The organism is Devosia sp. Root436 (assembly GCF_001426345.1).
In the GTDB taxonomy this organism is placed as follows: Bacteria; Pseudomonadota; Alphaproteobacteria; order Rhizobiales; family Devosiaceae; genus Devosia.
This window is the reverse complement of sequence record NZ_LMEM01000001.1, coordinates 343,992-359,555: the sequence shown is the minus strand read 5'-3', so window position 1 is coordinate 359,555 and position 15,564 is coordinate 343,992. Positions and strand designations below refer to the sequence as shown.

Below are 15,564 nucleotides of genomic sequence, written 5' to 3'. Positions count from 1 at the left end.
GCTGCGGCAATAGGAACCGGACTTCCCGCTTTCGTGGGAGGTCCGCGGGGCGTATTGAGGGATGCAGCTTTAGCGAGGAACGCCCATGCAGATCGGCTCCATCATCGCCGTCTTCTTCGTCATCTGGTGGCTGAGCTTTGTCGCTGTTCTGCCGATCGGCAATCGCAGCCAGATCGAGGTGGGCAAGGTCACGGCCGGCACCGAGCCCGCCGCACCCGCCACGCCACACCTGCTGCGCCGGGCGCTGATCGCCACCGGCATCGCCATCGTCATGACGGCCCTGCTGCTGTGGGGGCTCACCAACGAGACTCTGCACCACTACTGGAACCGCTGACGAGACCGTCCGAGCGCTTCCGCTTGGGCTTGCCCACGGCGTGAGCGTGGGCCATTTCCAGCGCCGCCTGCAGGTCATCCGGGGTTGCCTCGGCCAGCATGGCCGTCGTCCAGCCCTGACGGCCCCAGCCGTTGTCGATGGGTTTAAAGACTTCAGGCGCGAGCTGGCATTTGAATTCCTGCTCATCGGGAGTGAACTTGAAGTTTGCCGTCCGCTCGCTGGAATCGAGCGTGACGAAGATGCGGTCCGCCTTGAAGGCCGCGCGGTCGAAATGCGGGGCCTCGGTTGTGCCGGGCAGGGCCAGAGCCATGCGCCTGAGATCGGCTCCATCAGCCATGCCCAACCTCCTCGAAATACCCACGCCAGCTTATCTTCGCCATCGGAAACAAAAAAGCGGGGCACAAGGCCCCGCTGAAAAGAGTTTGTTCGACAATACGTTGGTCTTAGGCACGCTACTTAAGCGGCAGCCAACGCTCCTCCCTTGACGTTGTCGACGTCCGGCGGTTTGAGCCACCTTTGTTTTATTGTGAGGGACCCTAACAACAAGATTTCGCCCTGTCACGCAGATTCTGCATGCCTTCCATGCTTGCATCGGATGGACGAGTAGGATTTGAGTGGGCATCAACAAAAGCCTTGAGTCGATGGACGTTTTCGGGAGTTCACATGCGCCTGTCCCGCTATTTTTTGCCAGTGCTGCGCGACGTTCCCAAGGAAGCCGAAATCGTTTCGCACCGCCTGATGCTGCGTGCCGGCATGATCCGCCAGCAGGCCTCCGGCCTCTATTCCTGGTTGCCGCTGGGCTACAAGGTACTGATGAAGGTGCAGAAGATCATCGAGGAGGAGCAGAACCGCTCCGGCGCGGTGCAATTGCTGATGCCCACCATCCAGTCGGCCGACCTGTGGCGTGAAAGCGGGCGCTACGACGCCTATGGCAAGGAAATGCTGCGCATCGAGGACCGGCACGAGCGCGAATTCCTTTACGGCCCGACCAATGAGGAGATGATCACCGACATCTTCCGGGCCTATGTAAAATCCTACAAGGACCTGCCGCTGAACCTCTACCACATCCAGTGGAAGTTCCGCGACGAGGTGCGCCCGCGCTTTGGTACGATGCGGTCCAGGGAATTCCTGATGAAGGACGCTTATTCCTTCGACCTCAACAAGGAAGACGCGGTGAAGGCCTATGAACGGATGTTCGTGGCCTATATGCGCACCTATGCCCGCATGGGGCTGACGGCCATTCCGATGCGCGCCGATACTGGCCCCATTGGCGGCGATCTCAGCCATGAATGGATCGTGCTGGCCAATACGGGTGAAAGCGCCGTGTTCTGCGACAAGCGCCTGCTCGACAAGCCCATTCCCGGGCCCGATACCGATTTCCGTGGCGATCTCAGGCCGATCTTTGAGGACTGGACTTCGCTCTATGCCGCGACCGAGGAAATGGTCGATACGGGCGAATATGAAGCGGCGGTGCCCGAAGAATTCCGGGTTTCGGCGCGCGGGATCGAAGTCGGCCATATTTTCTACTTCGGCACCAAGTATTCCGAGCCCATGAAGGCGACCGTGACCGGTCTCGATGGCAAGGAAATCACCGTGCATATGGGTTCCTATGGTATCGGGCTGACCCGCCTGGTTGCGGCGCTGATCGAAGCGTTCCATGACGATGCCGGCATCGTCTGGCCGGTTTCGGTGGCGCCCTTCGAGGCCGTACTGATCAACCTCAAGGCGGGCGACGCAGCCTGTGACGCCGCTTGTGGCAAGCTCTATGACGAGCTGAACGCAGCCGGTATCGACATGCTCTACGATGACCGCGACCAGGGCGCCGGGGCCAAGTTCACCACGGCGGACCTGATCGGCATTCCCTATCAAATCATCCTGGGGCCGCGCGGCCTGGCCTCCGGCGAGGCCGAGATCAAGCATCGCAAGACCGGCGAGCGCGAGGCGCTGCCGATCGCCGATGCCGTGGCGCGGCTCAAGAGCCTCATCGAACCGCAGCGAAAGACCGACATTTGACCGATACGGCGCCGCCTCTGCTGAACAAAGGCACGCGCGCCTTTTCGCGCTTCGAATGGATGATCGCCGGTCGCTATCTGCGCGCCCGCCGCAAGGAGGCGTTCATCTCGGTGATCGCCAGCCTGACCATGGTTGGTGTCGCCATCGGCGTTGCCACGCTGATTGTCGTCATGTCGGTGATGAACGGCTTCCGCGCCGAGCTGCTGACCAAGATACTAGGCCTCAACGGCCACTTCACCGCCTATCCGATCGAGCGTGAATTCACCGACTACAAGGAGACGGTGGCGGCGCTCGAGCAGATCGATGGCGTGAGCTTTGCCGTCTATTTCGTCGAGGGCCAGGTGTTGGCCTCGGGGCAGGGCAGTTCCACCGGCGTCACGGTGCGCGGCATGGACGAGGAAAATCTCAAGAAGCTCAAGCTGCTCTACAATGCCGCCGAGCAGGGCGGCTGGGACGAATGGGACGAGAGCAAGGGCATCGCCATCGGTTACCGGCTGGCGCAGACCCTGGGCGTGTCGCTGGGCGACCAGGTGCAGATCATCAATCCGGACGGGGCGATGACGCCATTCGGCTCGACGCCACAGATCCGGTCCTATCCGGTCAATGTCATCTTCGAACTGGGCATGGTCGAGTTCGACAGCTTCTTCATGTATATGCCGCTCGAGCCGGCGCAGGATTATTTCAAGCTGACCAAAGAGGTGCTGAAGCCGGGCGTGGAACTGCCCAGGGCCGGCCCGCTTGACCCGCCGCTGACCAATGAGCAGCTCGAGCAATATTATGACCGGGTCGGGCAGGCGACCGCTGCGGAAATCTTCATCACCGACCCCGACAATATCGCGGTGATGCGCCAGCGGCTGCAGGCCGATCCATCGACCCGCCCGCTGATCCTGACCGATTGGCAGCAGCGCAACGAGACCTTCTTCTCGGCTCTGCAGGTGGAGCGGGTGGTGATGTTCACCATCCTGTCCATGATCATCCTGGTGGCGGCGTTCAACATCATTTCCAGCCTGATCATGCTGGTGAAGGACAAGAGCAGCGACATCGCTGTCCTGCGCACCATGGGCGCCACGCGCGGTTCCATCATGCGCATCTTCTCGATCACCGGCACCACCATCGGCTTTATCGGCACGCTGAGTGGCCTGGTGCTCGGACTGATCGTCGCTGCCAATGCCGAGCCGTTGCGGGCCTTCGTATCGAACACGCTCGGCGTGGCGATCTTCCCGCCCGAAGTGTTCTTCCTGTCCTCGCTGCCCTCCAAGACCGACCCGGTGGAAGTAACGGTGGTGGTGTGCCTGGCGCTGGGCCTGAGTTTCCTGGCGACGCTCTATCCGGCCTGGCGCGCCGCCCAATACGATCCAGTCGAGGCCCTGCGTTATGAATAAGCCGCATCTGGTTCTGACCGACGTTCACCGCCACTACGGGCAGGGCGAAAGCATCGTCCGCGTGCTGGAAGCGGCCAACCTCACGGTCAACAGCGGCGAGCTGGTGGCGCTGGTGGCGCCATCTGGGGCCGGCAAGTCGACCCTGCTGCACCTGTCGGGCCTGCTGGAAAGCCCGCAGAGCGGCGAAGTGGCGATCATGGGCATTCCCACCAGCAAGCTCGGCGATCGCGGCCGTACCCAGTTGCGCCGCTCGACCGTGGGCTATGTCTATCAGTTCCATCACCTGCTGCCCGAATTCACGGCGCTCGAAAACGTCACCATGCCGCAGCTCATCGCGGGCAAGTCATCGGCCGAGGCCCATAAGCGCGCGATGGAACTGCTGGATCTGCTGGGCGTGGCGCCGCGCGCCAGCCACCGGCCGGCCGAACTGTCCGGCGGCGAGCAGCAGCGCATCGCCATCGCCCGCGCCGCCGCCAATCATCCCAAGGTGATCCTCGCCGACGAGCCTACGGGCAATCTCGATCCGGAAACCAGCGAAGTGGTCTTCGCCGCGCTGGCTGGCCTGATCAAGAACGAAGGCGCGGCCGCACTCATCGCCACGCATAACCACGACCTGGCGCGGCGGGCCGACCGGATCGTGACGTTGAGGGGTGGGTTGGTGGTCGACCACACTTTGTGATCGACGGTGCCTAGAGTGCCGCTGCAATATCCCTTGCCAGCGCCGCCAGCTCGGCATCGTCGGCCTTGCCACCGCCATGGGCGCCGAGAGCAACGCCCTCGTAAACCGGAATGACGTGGAAATGCAGATGGAACACCGTCTGCCCGGCCGGCGCTTCGTTGAACTGGGCGAGCCGGATGCCATCGGCGCCGGTCGCTGCCCTCACCGCCTTGGCCACCTTCTGCACCAGCGGCATCACCGCCGACAGCGTCGCCGGATCGGCATCGAGCAGGTTGCGTGACGGCGCCTTGGGAATGACCAGGCAATGTCCGCGCGACTGCGGGAAAATGTCCATCATCACCAGTACCGTATCGTCCTCATAGACCCGGTGTGCGGGAATTTCGCCGCGCAGGATCTTGCCGAAAATGTTGGACGGATCGTAGCTCATGGGGTCATTCCGCCGGCTGGGACAGGTCCGGCTGGTCCTTCTGGAAAAATCGGAAACGGAAGTAGTTGAGTACCGCAAGCCCTGTGAGCGTCACCGGCACGTAGCGGAAGCCGCGGCGGATGAAGAACAGCGCGATATTGACCGCCGTTGCGGCGCTCATCGCCCCCTTGCCCATGGCCGAGGTGAAGGAGGATGGCACGATGTGGCGGTAGATCAGCGCGTCGGAGCGGTAATAGTCCCGTGCGCGCAGGGCATAGGCGCGCTTGGAGGCCGAATAGGCCTTGAGCTCGTCCATACCCATGTCGCCATGGAATTCCACCTCCGAGCCCAGCGCCCATACTTCGGGCGGGGCGAGGCGGGTCTTGCCGATCTCGGTGAAAAGCTCGGCCAGCTCGCGGAAGGTGATGTTGTTGGCATTCCAGCAATCGTCGGTCTTGGCACCATGGGCCAGCACCAGCACATCGGCCCGCTGCAGCTTCTCACGCATGGCGGCGTAGTTGCCCGGCATGAAATCCAGGCCCGACTTGGCGGTTTCGACGACGCCACCCAGTTGCGTCAGCCTGTCCGCCATGGCCGAGCCAAAGGCGCCGCTGGCCCCGGTGATGAGGAAATGCCGGCCCTTGATCTGACAGGTGGTGCCGAAGACCAGGTCGAACACATTGGCGAAGGATGAGAAGAAGTTGTGCGGATAGACGTGGTGCATGGCGTGGTAGTTGTTGTCCACCCAGAGCAGGCCCTGCTGGCCACCGACGCGATCCATCGACATATGGTTGTAGTCGAGCCCTTCCTCGCGCAGCGTCATCACCAGCATTGCGGTACGGATTGCGGCGACGGCAGCGATCGGGGGCCACGGAAAAACCAGCAGGAATATCAGCGTTCCCGCCAAGGAGGTCAGGTATTCGGGCAGGATATGGAACCAGATATTGGCCCGGGCATAGGCCGGGTTGATCTGCATATCGAGGCCGAGGAACTTGTGATGCACCCAGTGCCAGGACGAGAAGGTCCGCAGCAGCGGGATGTTGGACCCTTCCCATTTGTGCAGCGTCCAGTGGAGCGCGTCGAACAGCGCCGTCGACACGATGAAGACGAGGGCGGCTTGCAGCACGAATACGAGAATGTCCCAGATCATGGGATCCTGTTTAATGTGGAAGCACGCGGTGGGGAAGTGGCGATCGTGGCGCGCCTCATGAGTCCGTCCGCTCGCCCTTGCGGAACGGGGTGAACTGCTCGAGCAGTTCCTGGTTATGCTCGACCGATGCCCGCTCGTGTTCGAGGAAATCGGCCACCGCGTCGCGCAGGCCGGGATGGGCGATCCAGTGGACCGAATAGGTCGTGGCCGGCGCATAGCCGCGCGCCAGCTTGTGTTCACCCTGTGCCCCGGCCTCCACCACGTCCAGATTATGGGCGATGGCATAGTCGATGGCCTGGTAGTAGCAGAGCTCGAAATGCAGGAACGGCACCTCGCGCGTGCAGCCCCAGTTGCGGCCATAGATGCGGTCCTTGCCGAGGAAATTGATCGCCCCGGCAACGGCTTCGGCCCCGTCATAAGCCAGCATCAGCACGATGCGATCGGCCATGGTCTCGTTGAGCCGCGAGAAGAATTCGCGGTTGAGATAGGGCCGCCCCCATTTGCGGGCACCAGTATCCTCGTAGAAGGCATAGAAGGCGTCCCAATGCTCTTCACGCAGGTCGGCGCCTGAAAGCCACCTGACGGTCAGTCCATCGGCCAGCGCATCGCGCCGCTCGCGGCGGATGGTCTTGCGCTTGCGCGACGACAGGGTTTCGAGGAAATCGTCGAAGCTGGCAAAATTCTGGTTGTGCCAGTGGAACTGCGTGTCGAAGCGCTTGAGCCAGCCATCGGCTTCGATCTCGTTGGCTTCCGCTTCGGGCACGAAGGTCGCGTGGACCGAGGAGGCATTGCGCTGGATGGCCAGTTGCTGGGCCGTCGAGAGCAGGGCGGCCCGGACCGCCGGATCGCCCGAGGGCACCAGCAGCTTGGGAGCAGTTGCGGGCGTGAAGGGCACCGAGCATTGCAGCTTGGGGTAATAGCTGCCGCCGGCCCGCTCCAGCGCGTCGGCCCAGCCGTGATCAAAGACGTATTCACCCATGGAATGGGATTTGAGGAACAGCGGCATGAGGCCGAGCGGCTGGCCGCTGTCGTCGCTCAGCAGGATATGTTGCGGCTGCCAGCCGGTGCGCCGCGTGGCGCAGCCGGATTCTTCCAGCGCCAGAAAAAAGGCATGGTCGAGGAATGGGTTATCCGGCCGCCCCTCGGTCGAGGGTACGAGGCTGTTCCACGCGGCGGCAGGAATACTCGCCGTGCTGGGATGGATGGTGGCGCGAAAAGTGGGCTGGTCTGCCAAGGGAAATCCCGGCGGGAGTCAATGGTCGGCTAAAGATAGGCGTTTTCGCCGACCATTGTAAGGTTTGTGCCGCGCCGGATCACGCGGATTTGGGTGCGAAGCCTTCGAAGACGATCTGGTCGGCAAAGGGCCGTGCCGCATCCGCCTCGGCCTGCGAGCGGATGGTCCAGCCGGTCACCGGCTTGCCCAGCGCCCGCCAGAAGCTGATGGCCGGGAGCTGCAGGGCGTTCCTGTCGCAGGAAATGAAATCGAACTGCGTTTCGTGCCAATGCAGCAGGTGCCGCAGGGTGAAGCGCTGCTCCTCGGTCAGGTGGCCGTCCCACTCGTTGGGCTCATAGTCATAGGTGATGATGCCGCGCGGGCCGGCAAAACCGAACTGGCGGATGGCCGTGAGCAGGTGGGGATCGAACGATTCCACCGTTACCGGCCCCTCATAGGATTTGAGCGCCTCGGCCACGGCCCGCGCCAGCAATTGCGTGCCGGCCGGATCGCGCTGATGCTTGAGCTCGATCTGCAACAGCGTCCGCCCGGCGATCTGAGCCAGGAAATCGGTAAACTTCTGTGGACAGTCGCCGGCGGCGCTGTCGAGCAGCTTGGTACTGGTGATCTCGGCCACGGTGCAGTCGGCGATAGCGCCGTCCCTGCCCAGGAGGCGCTTCATGTCATCGTCGTGGAAGATGACCGCCACGCCGTCGCTGCTGAGCTGCACGTCGCATTCGATGGTGAAGCCTGCGATGATGGCGGCTTCGAAGGCGCTGGCGCTGTTCTCGATGATGCCGCTGGCCCGGTCATGCAGGCCGCGATGCGCAATCGGATTGGGAAACAGAGGTTCGGTCATGGATGGCCCTCCTCGTGGTTGCAGTGCCTCAATGACACCGGAATGTGACGATGATGTAGCGGTCAGACCTCGACGACCGCTTCGATCTCGACCGCGGCACCGAAGGGCAGGGAGGCGACGCCGAACGCCGCGCGGGCATGCTTGCCCTTGTCGCCCAGCACGCCCACCAGCAGGTTGGAGCAGCCATTGGCCACCAGGTGCTGCTCGGTGAACTCGGGCGTCGAGGCGACCAGCACCGTCACCTTGAGGATGCGCTTGATGTCTTCCAGTTGCACGCCGCCCATGTGGACGATCTGGCTGAGTACGTTGATCGCGGCCAGTTCGGCGGCATTACCGCCCTGCACGACATTCATGGTGTCACCCAGAAGGCCCGTGACCACACCATTCGCATCGGCCGAAATCTGGCCCGAGACGTAGAGGATATTGCCGGTCCGCGTCACCGGGACATAGCTGGCGACCGGGGCCTTGGGCGCGGGCAGTTCGTAGCCATATTCGCGGAGCTTTTCGATCGGACTGGTCATTCTTTCTTGCCTTCGTTCTGGTCGTCATCTGGTTCTGCCGGCAGGGGCGCCGGCTTTTGTCGGTAGAGCTTGCCTCGTACCACGGCCTCCCGGCCGAAACGGTTGCGGACGCGGTCCATGGCCCGCTCCGCGGCCGCCTTGCGGGCAATAGCGGGCTCCAGCAAATCGGCCGGATCGCTGCCGTCGGCCGTATCGATACCCGAAACACCGATTCCAATCAGCCGGAAAGCGGTGCCATCCACCTCGCGCTCCAGCAGCGAGCGGCCGGTTTCGTAGATCACATTGGCCAATTGCGTCGGGATCATCAAATGCCGGGCGCGTGTGCGCAAGCGGAAACCTGCCGATTTGAGCTTGAGCGTCACCGTGTCGCCAACCACGCCCTTGGCCTTGAGGCGTTCGGACAGGCGCTCGGTGACATTGAGCAATTCGGTAGAAAGCTGATCCAGATCACTGATATCGCTGTGAAAGGTCGTTTCCGACGAAATGGTTTTCATCTCGCCGTCGGGCGAAATGCGACGGCTGTCTTCGCCACGGGCCAGCCGGGCGAGGCGGGCGCCGGTTTCGCCATAGCGGCGCATCAGCTTTTCCGGAGGCTCGTCCTGCAGCTGGCCGATGGTGGTGAGGCCGTCCTTGCGCAGGGTTTCGGCGAAGACCTTGCCGACGCCGTAGATCAGGCTGATGGGTCTGGGCGCCAGGAAAGACAGGGTCTCGGCCTGGCCAATGACAGCGAAGCCGCGCGGCTTGTCGAGGTCGGAGGCCACCTTGGCGAGGAACTTGTTGTGGCTGAGCCCGACCGAAATGGTGACGCCGATCTCAGTTTCGATGGCGCGGGCAAAGCGGGCCAGCACCAGAGCGGGCGGGGCCTTGTGCAGGGCCTGGGTGCCCGAGAGGTCGAGGAAGGCCTCGTCGATGGAAAGCGGTTCGACCAGCGGCGTAAGGGCTTCCATATGCTGGCGAATCTGGCGGCTGACGCCCACATATTTGGCCATGTTTGGCTTGATGATGACTGCATCCGGGCAGAGTTTGCGGGCCTGGAACATCGGCATGGCCGAGCGGACGCCGGATTGGCGGGCGATGTAGCAGCAGGTGGAGACCACGCCGCGCGTGCCGCCGCCGATGATCAGTGGCTTGTCGCGCAGGCTGGGATCGTCGCGCTTTTCCACCGAGGCATAGAAGGCGTCGCAATCGACATGGGCGATGGAGAGCCTGAACAGTTCCTCATGGCTGCGCAGGCGCGGCGAGCCGCAGGCCGGGCAGCGGGCGGGGACGGCAGCGCTGGAACCGTAGTGTAGACAATCGCGACAGAGCCAGTCGAGGGCCACGGATCACCCCGAGGGGTTGAGCCGATGCCATACCCGCATGAACTGTTCGGGCGACATGCCGGAATTTGCGCAGAGGGCGAGCAGAATCGGTTCGTTTGATGCAAAATAGTCGACGAGGCCACGCTGAAGGGCGGACGTCCCGACGGAACGGCGAAGGGCGCCGGGGTCGAGCCCGGCGAATTGCATGAAAGCCAGCAGTTCCTCTGGGTTTTCCGCAAGGTAGCCGAGGCAGGAATCGGCCAGCGTGGCCAAGGAAGTTTCGACTGTCTCGGAACGCGGCACCGAAGCCTCATTTGGTGTTTTGTAAGAGATTGCATGGTAGCTCAACAGGGCGGCAAAGCGAAGCGCCGCCAGCGCCTTAGCGGCGCGAGGAAGGACCGATGCCAAAGACTGTGATGATCGTTGAGGACAATGAGCTCAACATGAAGCTCTTCAACGATCTGCTGGAATCGCGCGGCTATGCCGTCATCCAGACCCGCAACGGCATGGAGGCGCTCGATCTTGCACGCGCCCACCATCCCGACCTGATCCTCATGGATATCCAACTGCCGGAGGTTTCCGGGCTGGTGGTGACCAAGTGGCTCAAGGACGATGACGACCTGGCCCATATCCCGGTCATCGCCGTCACCGCCTTTGCCATGAAGGGCGACGAAGAGCGGATTCTGCAAGGAGGCTGCGAGGGTTACATCAGCAAACCGATCTCCGTGCCTCACTTTCTGGAAACTATTGCCCGCTACATTGGGCCGGCCTGACCAGCAGAGCCAGCCCGCCTGCCTGCCCGGTCAGCCCGCTCGACGCCGCTGGGGGACGCCTGCGGCCGGCGACAGGTTTCGGGGCTATACCAGTGACTGCACGCGTACTGATCGTTGACGATATCCCCACCAATGTCCGCCTGCTCGAAGCACGGCTGACCGCCGAATACTATGAGGTCTCCACGGCCTCATCTGGCCTCCAAGCCATTGATATTGCTAACAATTCCGACATAGACATCGTTCTTCTCGACGTCATGATGCCCGAAATGGACGGCTTCGAGGTCTGCCGGCGGCTCAAGGCGAATCCGAGGACCCAGCATGTTCCCGTGCTGATGATCACGGCGCTCGACCAGCCCTCCGACCGGGTGAAGGGTCTCGAAGTCGGTGCCGACGACTTCCTGACCAAGCCGGTCGATGACATGCAGCTCATGGCGCGCGTCAAGAGCCTGGTGCGGCTTAAGTCGCTCACCGATGAATTACGCGCCCGCGCCATGACCGGGCAGCAGATCGCCATCGAGGACGCCATGCGGGCGATGGACAAGATCAATACGGCAGGCGGCTCCATTCTCATCGTCGACACCGATCAGCGACATGCCGAACGCATCAAGGGTTATCTCACGCCTGAGCATGACGTGGATATCTTGATCCAGCCGGCCGACGCGGTGTTCCAGGTGACTGGCGCCAATTACGAATTGGCGCTGGTGGCCATGGCCCTTACAGATTTCGACCCGCTGCGGGTCTGCTCGCAGATTCGCACGCTGGAGCATACGCGCAACCTGCCCATCATCCTGATGTCGGAGGAGGCCGACAAGCCCAAGGTGGTGCGGGCGCTCGATCTTGGGGTCAACGACTTCATCTCGCGCCCGGTGGAGCGCAACGAGCTGGCGGCGCGCGTACGCACGCAAATCCGCCGGCATCGCTACGCGCTGGAGCTGCGCCAAAGCGTCAACAATACCATGGCTTTAGCTGTGACCGACGACATGACCGGGCTCTACAACCGCCGCTATTTCGACCGCCATCTCGGCGTCATGCTGGGCAAGGCGCAGAGCCAGGAGCGCGACATGGCGCTGATGATCCTGGATATCGATCACTTCAAGGCGGTCAATGACAGCTATGGCCACGATATCGGCGACGCGGTGCTCAAGGAGTTCGCAGCACGCTTGAAGCGAAACATCAGAGGCGTTGATCTTGCTTGCAGATTCGGCGGCGAGGAATTCGTCGTCCTGATGCCCGACACCGACTACGGCCAGGCCGAACTGGTGGCCGAGCGGGTGCGGCAATCCATTGCCGAGCGCAGTTTCGAGGTCAATGCCGGAAGGCCGCTATCGGTGACGGTATCGGCCGGGGTGACACTCAACGAGAGTGACGCCGATACGCCGGAATCGCTGATCAAGCGGGCCGACGTGGCGCTGTATCGGGCCAAGCGCGAGGGGCGGAATCGCGTGGTGTTCGACGCCGCCTGAACCCGCGTTAGGGTTATCTGTTATAATTAACAGAGCTTTACCAGCCGTTAGGCGCTGGTATTCCTTGAGTTTTCGCCGGCAAGCGGTAGGTTGCCCCAACACAGCGAGTGACCCATTTTGGGACAGTTGCTGAGGGTTCCCTACGGCTTCTCTCAGGTCCGCCGCAACTCCTGAGTCCCGTAGGGCGGTTGGTCCGGATGCGGACAGAGTGGCCTCTTCGACATGCCGCTCCGGACCAGCCACTCTTGCTCCAACAGCCCGCCACACATGGCGCGAATTCGTTAGCACACTGTTAGCACCGACAGCCCGCCTGCGGGAAAACGGGCAGCAAAAAGCCCCGCATTTTCAATGCGGGGCTTTCGCGCTTTTCAGCAGGGAGCAGAGACCAGATTACTTGATCTTGGCTTCCTTGAATTCGACATGCTTGCGCACGACCGGGTCGTACTTGTTGTACGAGAGCTTCTCGGTCTGGGTGCGGGCATTCTTCTTGGTGACGTAGTAGTAGCCAGTATCAGCCGTCGACACGAGCTTGATCTTGACGGAAGCGGCTTTGGCCATTGGTCAGTCCTCACAATAACAAAGGCGCCGCGGATTCCCCGGCGCCGGAATTTGGGCGCAACCTACGGATTTTGGTCCGGAAGTCAAGTCGCAGTGTACTCTTACATTGGTGCCACGCCCTCGTGGTTCGAGGCTCGCGAAGAACTCGCACCTCACCATGAGGGCTACTGGAACACCGCACCAAGAGTAGCCCTCATGGTGAGGCGGGAGCGTAGCGACCCTCGAACCACGAGGGCGTGGCAGTTAGTCCACTTGCCCGGTACCGAACCCATACATGTGGTTGGCCCATTGCAGGCCGACTATAGACCCCTTGACCGAGGGGAGGATAAGCAGCGGCAGGACGATGCCGAGCGGGACCATGGTGTAGAGATAGGTCAGCGGATTGACGTGGTAGGCCATGTCCATATGCAGCATGAGCCCGACCAGCAGATGGCCGACGATCATGATGGCGATATAGGGCGGGAAGTCGTCGGCCCGGTGCAGATTGAGCTGCTCGCCGCAGGCTTCGCACTGGTCGGCCACCTTGAGATAGGCGCGGAACATGCGGCCCTTGCCGCAATGGGGACACTTGCACAGTGTGCCGCGCCACATGGCCTGAGCTACGCTGCGCTCCTCAAGACTTTTCGCACCCATCTATTACCTCTTTCTGCGGCCCCTGGGACCGTAAGACCTAGATGGGCGCTTCTGGCCGCGCCGGCCAGATGACGGATTGCCGCGCGTGCCTTCGGACAGCAGCTCGAAGCGCAGGGCACCGGCGACCGGCGCGGCTTCAAGCAGCCGCACGGTGACGCGGTCGCCCAGGGCGAATTTCTCGCCGCCGCGATCGCCGATCATCGCCTGCTGGTCTTCGACATAGCGATAATAGTCCTCGCCCAGGGTGGAGGCGGGGATGAAGCCGTCGGCGCCGGTTTCGAGCAGGCGGACGAACAGGCCGGAGCGGGTGACGCCGGAAATGCGTCCCTCGAAACGGGCGCCGATCTGTGCCGCCAGGAATTGGGCGAGCAGCCGATCGGCGGTTTCACGCTCGGCCAGCATGGCGCGGCGCTCGGTGGCCGAGATGTGCTGTGCGATGCCTGCCAGGCGCAGGGCTTCGTTTTCGCTGAGACCGTCATCGCCCAGGCCGAGGGCCGTGATCAAAGCGCGGTGGACGATGAGGTCGGCATAACGGCGGATGGGCGAGGTGAAGTGGGCGTAGCGATCGAGGTTGAGGCCGAAATGGCCGAGATTTTCATTGTCGTAGACGGCCTGCGCCTGTGAGCGGAGGACCATTTCGGAAACCTGTTCGACATTGCCGGCCTTGCGGGCCTGGCTGAGGATGCCGTTGAAATCGCTGGCGCGAACGGCGTCAGACTTCTTGATCGAGATGTCCAGCGACCCCAGGAAGTCGCGCAGGGCCTGCAGCTTCTCCGATGAGGGTTCGTCATGGACGCGGTAGAGCAGGGGCGTGCGTTTTTCTTCCAGCGTTTCGGCCGCCGCGACATTGGCGGCGATCATTATTTCCTCGATGAGGCGATGGGCGTCGAGCCGCTCGGGAATACGGATATCCTTCACCATGCCCCTGTCGTCGAGCACGATCTTGCGCTCGGGCAGGTCGAGATCGAGCGGGCCCCTGAGGTCGCGGGCGGTGGCCATGGCGTCGTAAGCCGCGTAGAGCGGGCGCAAGATAGGGTCGAGCAGGGGGCCGGTCTGGTCGTCGGCATTGCCGTCGATGGCGGCCTGGGCCTGCTGGTAGCTGAGCTTGGCGGCCGAACGCATCAGCACGCGATGGAAACTGTGGCGGCGCTTCTTGCCGTCGGCGCCCATGACCATGCGCACGGCCAAGGCGGCTCGCGGTTCGCCCTGCTTCAGCGAACACAGTTCGTTGGAAATGCGCTCGGGCAGCATGGGGACCACACGGTCGGGGAAATAGACCGAATTGCCGCGCAGATAGGCTTCGCGATCAAGCGCGGTGCCGGGACGGACATAGGCGGCGACATCGGCGATGGCGACATAGACGATGTGACCGCCGGGATTGGCGGGATCGGTATCGGGCTGGGCATAGACGGCGTCGTCATGGTCCTTGGCGTCTGACGGGTCGATGGTGATGAGCGGGATATCGCGCCAGTCTTCGCGGCCTTTGAGGGTCGCTTCGCTGGCCTCTTCGGCTTCGCGGATGACGGAGGCGGGGAAATTGTAGGGGATTTCCAGATTGTGGATGGCGATGAGGCTGACCGCGCCTTCCGAGGCCGGATTGCCGATGACCGCTGTCACCTTGGCGCGCGGGATCATCAGGCGGCCGGAGAGCTTGACCTCCACTTCGACGAGATCACCATCCCTGGCATCGAGCAGGTCGCCGAGCGGGATGCGCATTTCCTTCTGCTTGCGATCGACCGGGATGAGGCGGGCGCCGTCCTCGTCCATGCGGACAATGCCGATCTGGCCGCGACGCGGCTTGTCGAGGATTTTCATCGCCTTGGCGGTGTAGTGTGGCACCTCGCCTTCGCCGGCATCGATACGAGCCAGGATGCGGTCGCCGGGGGCGGGGACGATGCGGGCGTCGCGGCCGCCGAGCACGGTGACGCGCGGCTTGTCGCCTTCCTCCTCGTTCCACTGCGCCGGATAGGCGTGGAGATCGTCGGGATCGGCATCGGCGGGAATATCGAGCACGGTGACATGGGGCAGGGCGGCGGTGCGGCGCAAGGCTTTTCGCGTGCGCGTGATGACGCCTTCACCCTCCAACTCGGCCAGCATGGCCTTGAAGGGACGGCGCATGTCGCCGCGGATGCCGAAAACCTTGGCGAGATCGCGCTTGCCCTTGATGTCGGATTGCTGGGCCAGGGCTTCGAGCAGCTGTTCGCGGCTGGGCAATTCGGCTGCGCGCGGGGATGTCACGCGGCGGGGGCCGGAGGTATTGCGGGGTTTTTTGGTGGTTT

At 62.8% G+C, this 15,564-nt stretch carries 17 protein-coding genes; 6 read left to right on the top strand and 11 right to left on the bottom strand.

The window, feature by feature from the left end:
• The first annotated feature begins 85 nt into the window (after nt 1-85).
• Nucleotides 86-334 carry a DUF1467 family protein gene (locus ASD04_RS01855; RefSeq protein WP_056251683.1) on the top strand — a complete coding sequence of 83 codons (249 nt, stop codon included), beginning with the start codon at nt 86-88 and terminating at the stop codon, nt 332-334.
• Here the strand turns inward: ASD04_RS01855 and ASD04_RS01850 are convergent.
• Complete coding sequence (locus ASD04_RS01850; protein ID WP_056251681.1) at nt 297-671, bottom strand: MmcQ/YjbR family DNA-binding protein; 375 nt, start codon at nt 669-671, stop codon at nt 297-299. The genes ASD04_RS01855 and ASD04_RS01850 overlap by 38 nt on opposite strands.
• Nucleotides 672-997: 326 nt before the next feature.
• Here ASD04_RS01850 and proS point away from each other — a divergent pair, with 326 nt between their 5' ends.
• Genes proS through ASD04_RS01835 form a run of 3 tightly spaced genes read left to right on the top strand, consistent with a single transcriptional unit; the run spans nt 998 to nt 4,408 of the window.
• Nucleotides 998-2,347 (top strand): proline--tRNA ligase, encoded by a 1,350-nt coding sequence (gene proS / locus ASD04_RS01845; protein WP_056251678.1) that lies wholly within the window; start codon nt 998-1,000, stop codon nt 2,345-2,347.
• Between the two features lie 59 nt (nt 2,348-2,406).
• Nucleotides 2,407-3,729 (top strand): ABC transporter permease, encoded by a 1,323-nt coding sequence (locus ASD04_RS01840; RefSeq protein WP_082530965.1) that lies wholly within the window; start codon nt 2,407-2,409, stop codon nt 3,727-3,729.
• Nucleotides 3,722-4,408, top strand: coding sequence for an ABC transporter ATP-binding protein (locus ASD04_RS01835; RefSeq protein WP_056251673.1), 687 nt, complete (start codon nt 3,722-3,724; stop codon nt 4,406-4,408). The genes ASD04_RS01840 and ASD04_RS01835 overlap by 8 nt, the downstream gene beginning before the upstream one ends.
• A 10-nt stretch (nt 4,409-4,418) precedes the next feature.
• On the opposite strand, the gene ASD04_RS01830 is transcribed toward ASD04_RS01835, so the two are convergent.
• The 7 genes from ASD04_RS01830 to ASD04_RS19570 all read right to left on the bottom strand — a co-directional run bounded on the left by ASD04_RS01830 (nt 4,419) and on the right by ASD04_RS19570 (nt 10,131).
• Nucleotides 4,419-4,835 (bottom strand): HIT family protein, encoded by a 417-nt coding sequence (locus ASD04_RS01830; RefSeq protein WP_056251670.1) that lies wholly within the window; start codon nt 4,833-4,835, stop codon nt 4,419-4,421.
• 4 nt (nt 4,836-4,839) lie between these two features.
• A complete protein-coding gene (locus ASD04_RS01825) occupies nt 4,840-5,964 on the bottom strand; it encodes a hypothetical protein (RefSeq protein WP_056251667.1) in 1,125 nt (374 codons plus the stop codon).
• Nucleotides 5,965-6,019: 55 nt separating this feature from the next.
• Nucleotides 6,020-7,147, bottom strand: a complete 1,128-nt coding sequence (locus tag ASD04_RS01820) for a GNAT family N-acetyltransferase (RefSeq protein WP_244488240.1) — start codon at nt 7,145-7,147, stop codon at nt 6,020-6,022.
• A 130-nt stretch (nt 7,148-7,277) separates the two neighbouring features.
• Nucleotides 7,278-8,036: a glycerophosphodiester phosphodiesterase family protein gene (locus tag ASD04_RS01815; RefSeq protein WP_056251665.1), complete on the bottom strand. Its 759-nt coding sequence runs from the start codon at nt 8,034-8,036 to the stop codon at nt 7,278-7,280.
• Between the two features lie 62 nt (nt 8,037-8,098).
• Nucleotides 8,099-8,557 carry a RidA family protein gene (locus ASD04_RS01810; RefSeq protein WP_056234006.1) on the bottom strand — a complete coding sequence of 153 codons (459 nt, stop codon included), beginning with the start codon at nt 8,555-8,557 and terminating at the stop codon, nt 8,099-8,101.
• Nucleotides 8,554-9,879, bottom strand: a complete 1,326-nt coding sequence (locus ASD04_RS01805) for a DNA polymerase IV (protein WP_056251662.1) — start codon at nt 9,877-9,879, stop codon at nt 8,554-8,556. The genes ASD04_RS01810 and ASD04_RS01805 overlap by 4 nt, the downstream gene beginning before the upstream one ends.
• 3 nt (nt 9,880-9,882) lie before the next feature.
• Complete coding sequence (locus ASD04_RS19570) at nt 9,883-10,131, bottom strand: DUF3572 family protein (RefSeq protein ID WP_162245091.1); 249 nt, start codon at nt 10,129-10,131, stop codon at nt 9,883-9,885.
• 128 nt (nt 10,132-10,259) lie between these two features.
• On the opposite strand from ASD04_RS19570, the gene ASD04_RS01795 reads away from it, so the two are divergent.
• Both ASD04_RS01795 and ASD04_RS01790 read left to right on the top strand, forming a co-directional pair.
• Complete coding sequence (locus ASD04_RS01795; RefSeq protein WP_056233995.1) at nt 10,260-10,631, top strand: response regulator; 372 nt, start codon at nt 10,260-10,262, stop codon at nt 10,629-10,631.
• Between the two features lie 92 nt (nt 10,632-10,723).
• A complete protein-coding gene (locus ASD04_RS01790; RefSeq protein ID WP_056251656.1) occupies nt 10,724-12,094 on the top strand; it encodes a PleD family two-component system response regulator in 1,371 nt (456 codons plus the stop codon).
• Between the two features lie 390 nt (nt 12,095-12,484).
• Here the strand turns inward: ASD04_RS01790 and rpmG are convergent, their stop codons facing one another.
• The 3 genes from rpmG to rnr form a co-directional block, all read right to left on the bottom strand.
• A complete protein-coding gene (gene rpmG / locus ASD04_RS01785; RefSeq protein WP_056233989.1) occupies nt 12,485-12,652 on the bottom strand; it encodes a 50S ribosomal protein L33 in 168 nt (55 codons plus the stop codon).
• Between the two features lie 243 nt (nt 12,653-12,895).
• Entirely contained in the window at nt 12,896-13,285 is a 390-nt protein-coding gene (locus ASD04_RS01780) for a DUF983 domain-containing protein (protein WP_056251652.1), read from the bottom strand.
• A gap of 3 nt (nt 13,286-13,288) precedes the next feature.
• Nucleotides 13,289-15,523 carry a ribonuclease R gene (gene rnr / locus ASD04_RS01775; protein WP_244488221.1) on the bottom strand — a complete coding sequence of 745 codons (2,235 nt, stop codon included), beginning with the start codon at nt 15,521-15,523 and terminating at the stop codon, nt 13,289-13,291.
• Nucleotides 15,524-15,564 lie beyond the last annotated feature (41 nt).

Excerpts from the sequence above, each read along its gene's own strand:
- ASD04_RS01815 (WP_056251665.1), bottom strand. The coding sequence starts at position 8,036 with ATGACCGAACCTCTGTTTCCCAATCCGATTGCGCATCGCGGCCTGCAT.
- proS (WP_056251678.1), top strand. The coding sequence starts at position 998 with ATGCGCCTGTCCCGCTATTTTTTGCCAGTGCTGCGCGACGTTCCCAAG.
- ASD04_RS01855 (WP_056251683.1), top strand. The coding sequence starts at position 86 with ATGCAGATCGGCTCCATCATCGCCGTCTTCTTCGTCATCTGGTGGCTG.
- ASD04_RS01850 (WP_056251681.1), bottom strand. The coding sequence starts at position 671 with ATGGCTGATGGAGCCGATCTCAGGCGCATGGCTCTGGCCCTGCCCGGC.
- ASD04_RS01780 (WP_056251652.1), bottom strand. The coding sequence starts at position 13,285 with ATGGGTGCGAAAAGTCTTGAGGAGCGCAGCGTAGCTCAGGCCATGTGG.
- ASD04_RS01795 (WP_056233995.1), top strand. The coding sequence starts at position 10,260 with ATGCCAAAGACTGTGATGATCGTTGAGGACAATGAGCTCAACATGAAG.
- ASD04_RS01840 (WP_082530965.1), top strand. The coding sequence starts at position 2,407 with ATGATCGCCGGTCGCTATCTGCGCGCCCGCCGCAAGGAGGCGTTCATC.
- ASD04_RS01835 (WP_056251673.1), top strand. The coding sequence starts at position 3,722 with ATGAATAAGCCGCATCTGGTTCTGACCGACGTTCACCGCCACTACGGG.
- ASD04_RS01825 (WP_056251667.1), bottom strand. The coding sequence starts at position 5,964 with ATGATCTGGGACATTCTCGTATTCGTGCTGCAAGCCGCCCTCGTCTTC.
- ASD04_RS01810 (WP_056234006.1), bottom strand. The coding sequence starts at position 8,557 with ATGACCAGTCCGATCGAAAAGCTCCGCGAATATGGCTACGAACTGCCC.
- ASD04_RS01830 (WP_056251670.1), bottom strand. The coding sequence starts at position 4,835 with ATGAGCTACGATCCGTCCAACATTTTCGGCAAGATCCTGCGCGGCGAA.
- rpmG (WP_056233989.1), bottom strand. The coding sequence starts at position 12,652 with ATGGCCAAAGCCGCTTCCGTCAAGATCAAGCTCGTGTCGACGGCTGAT.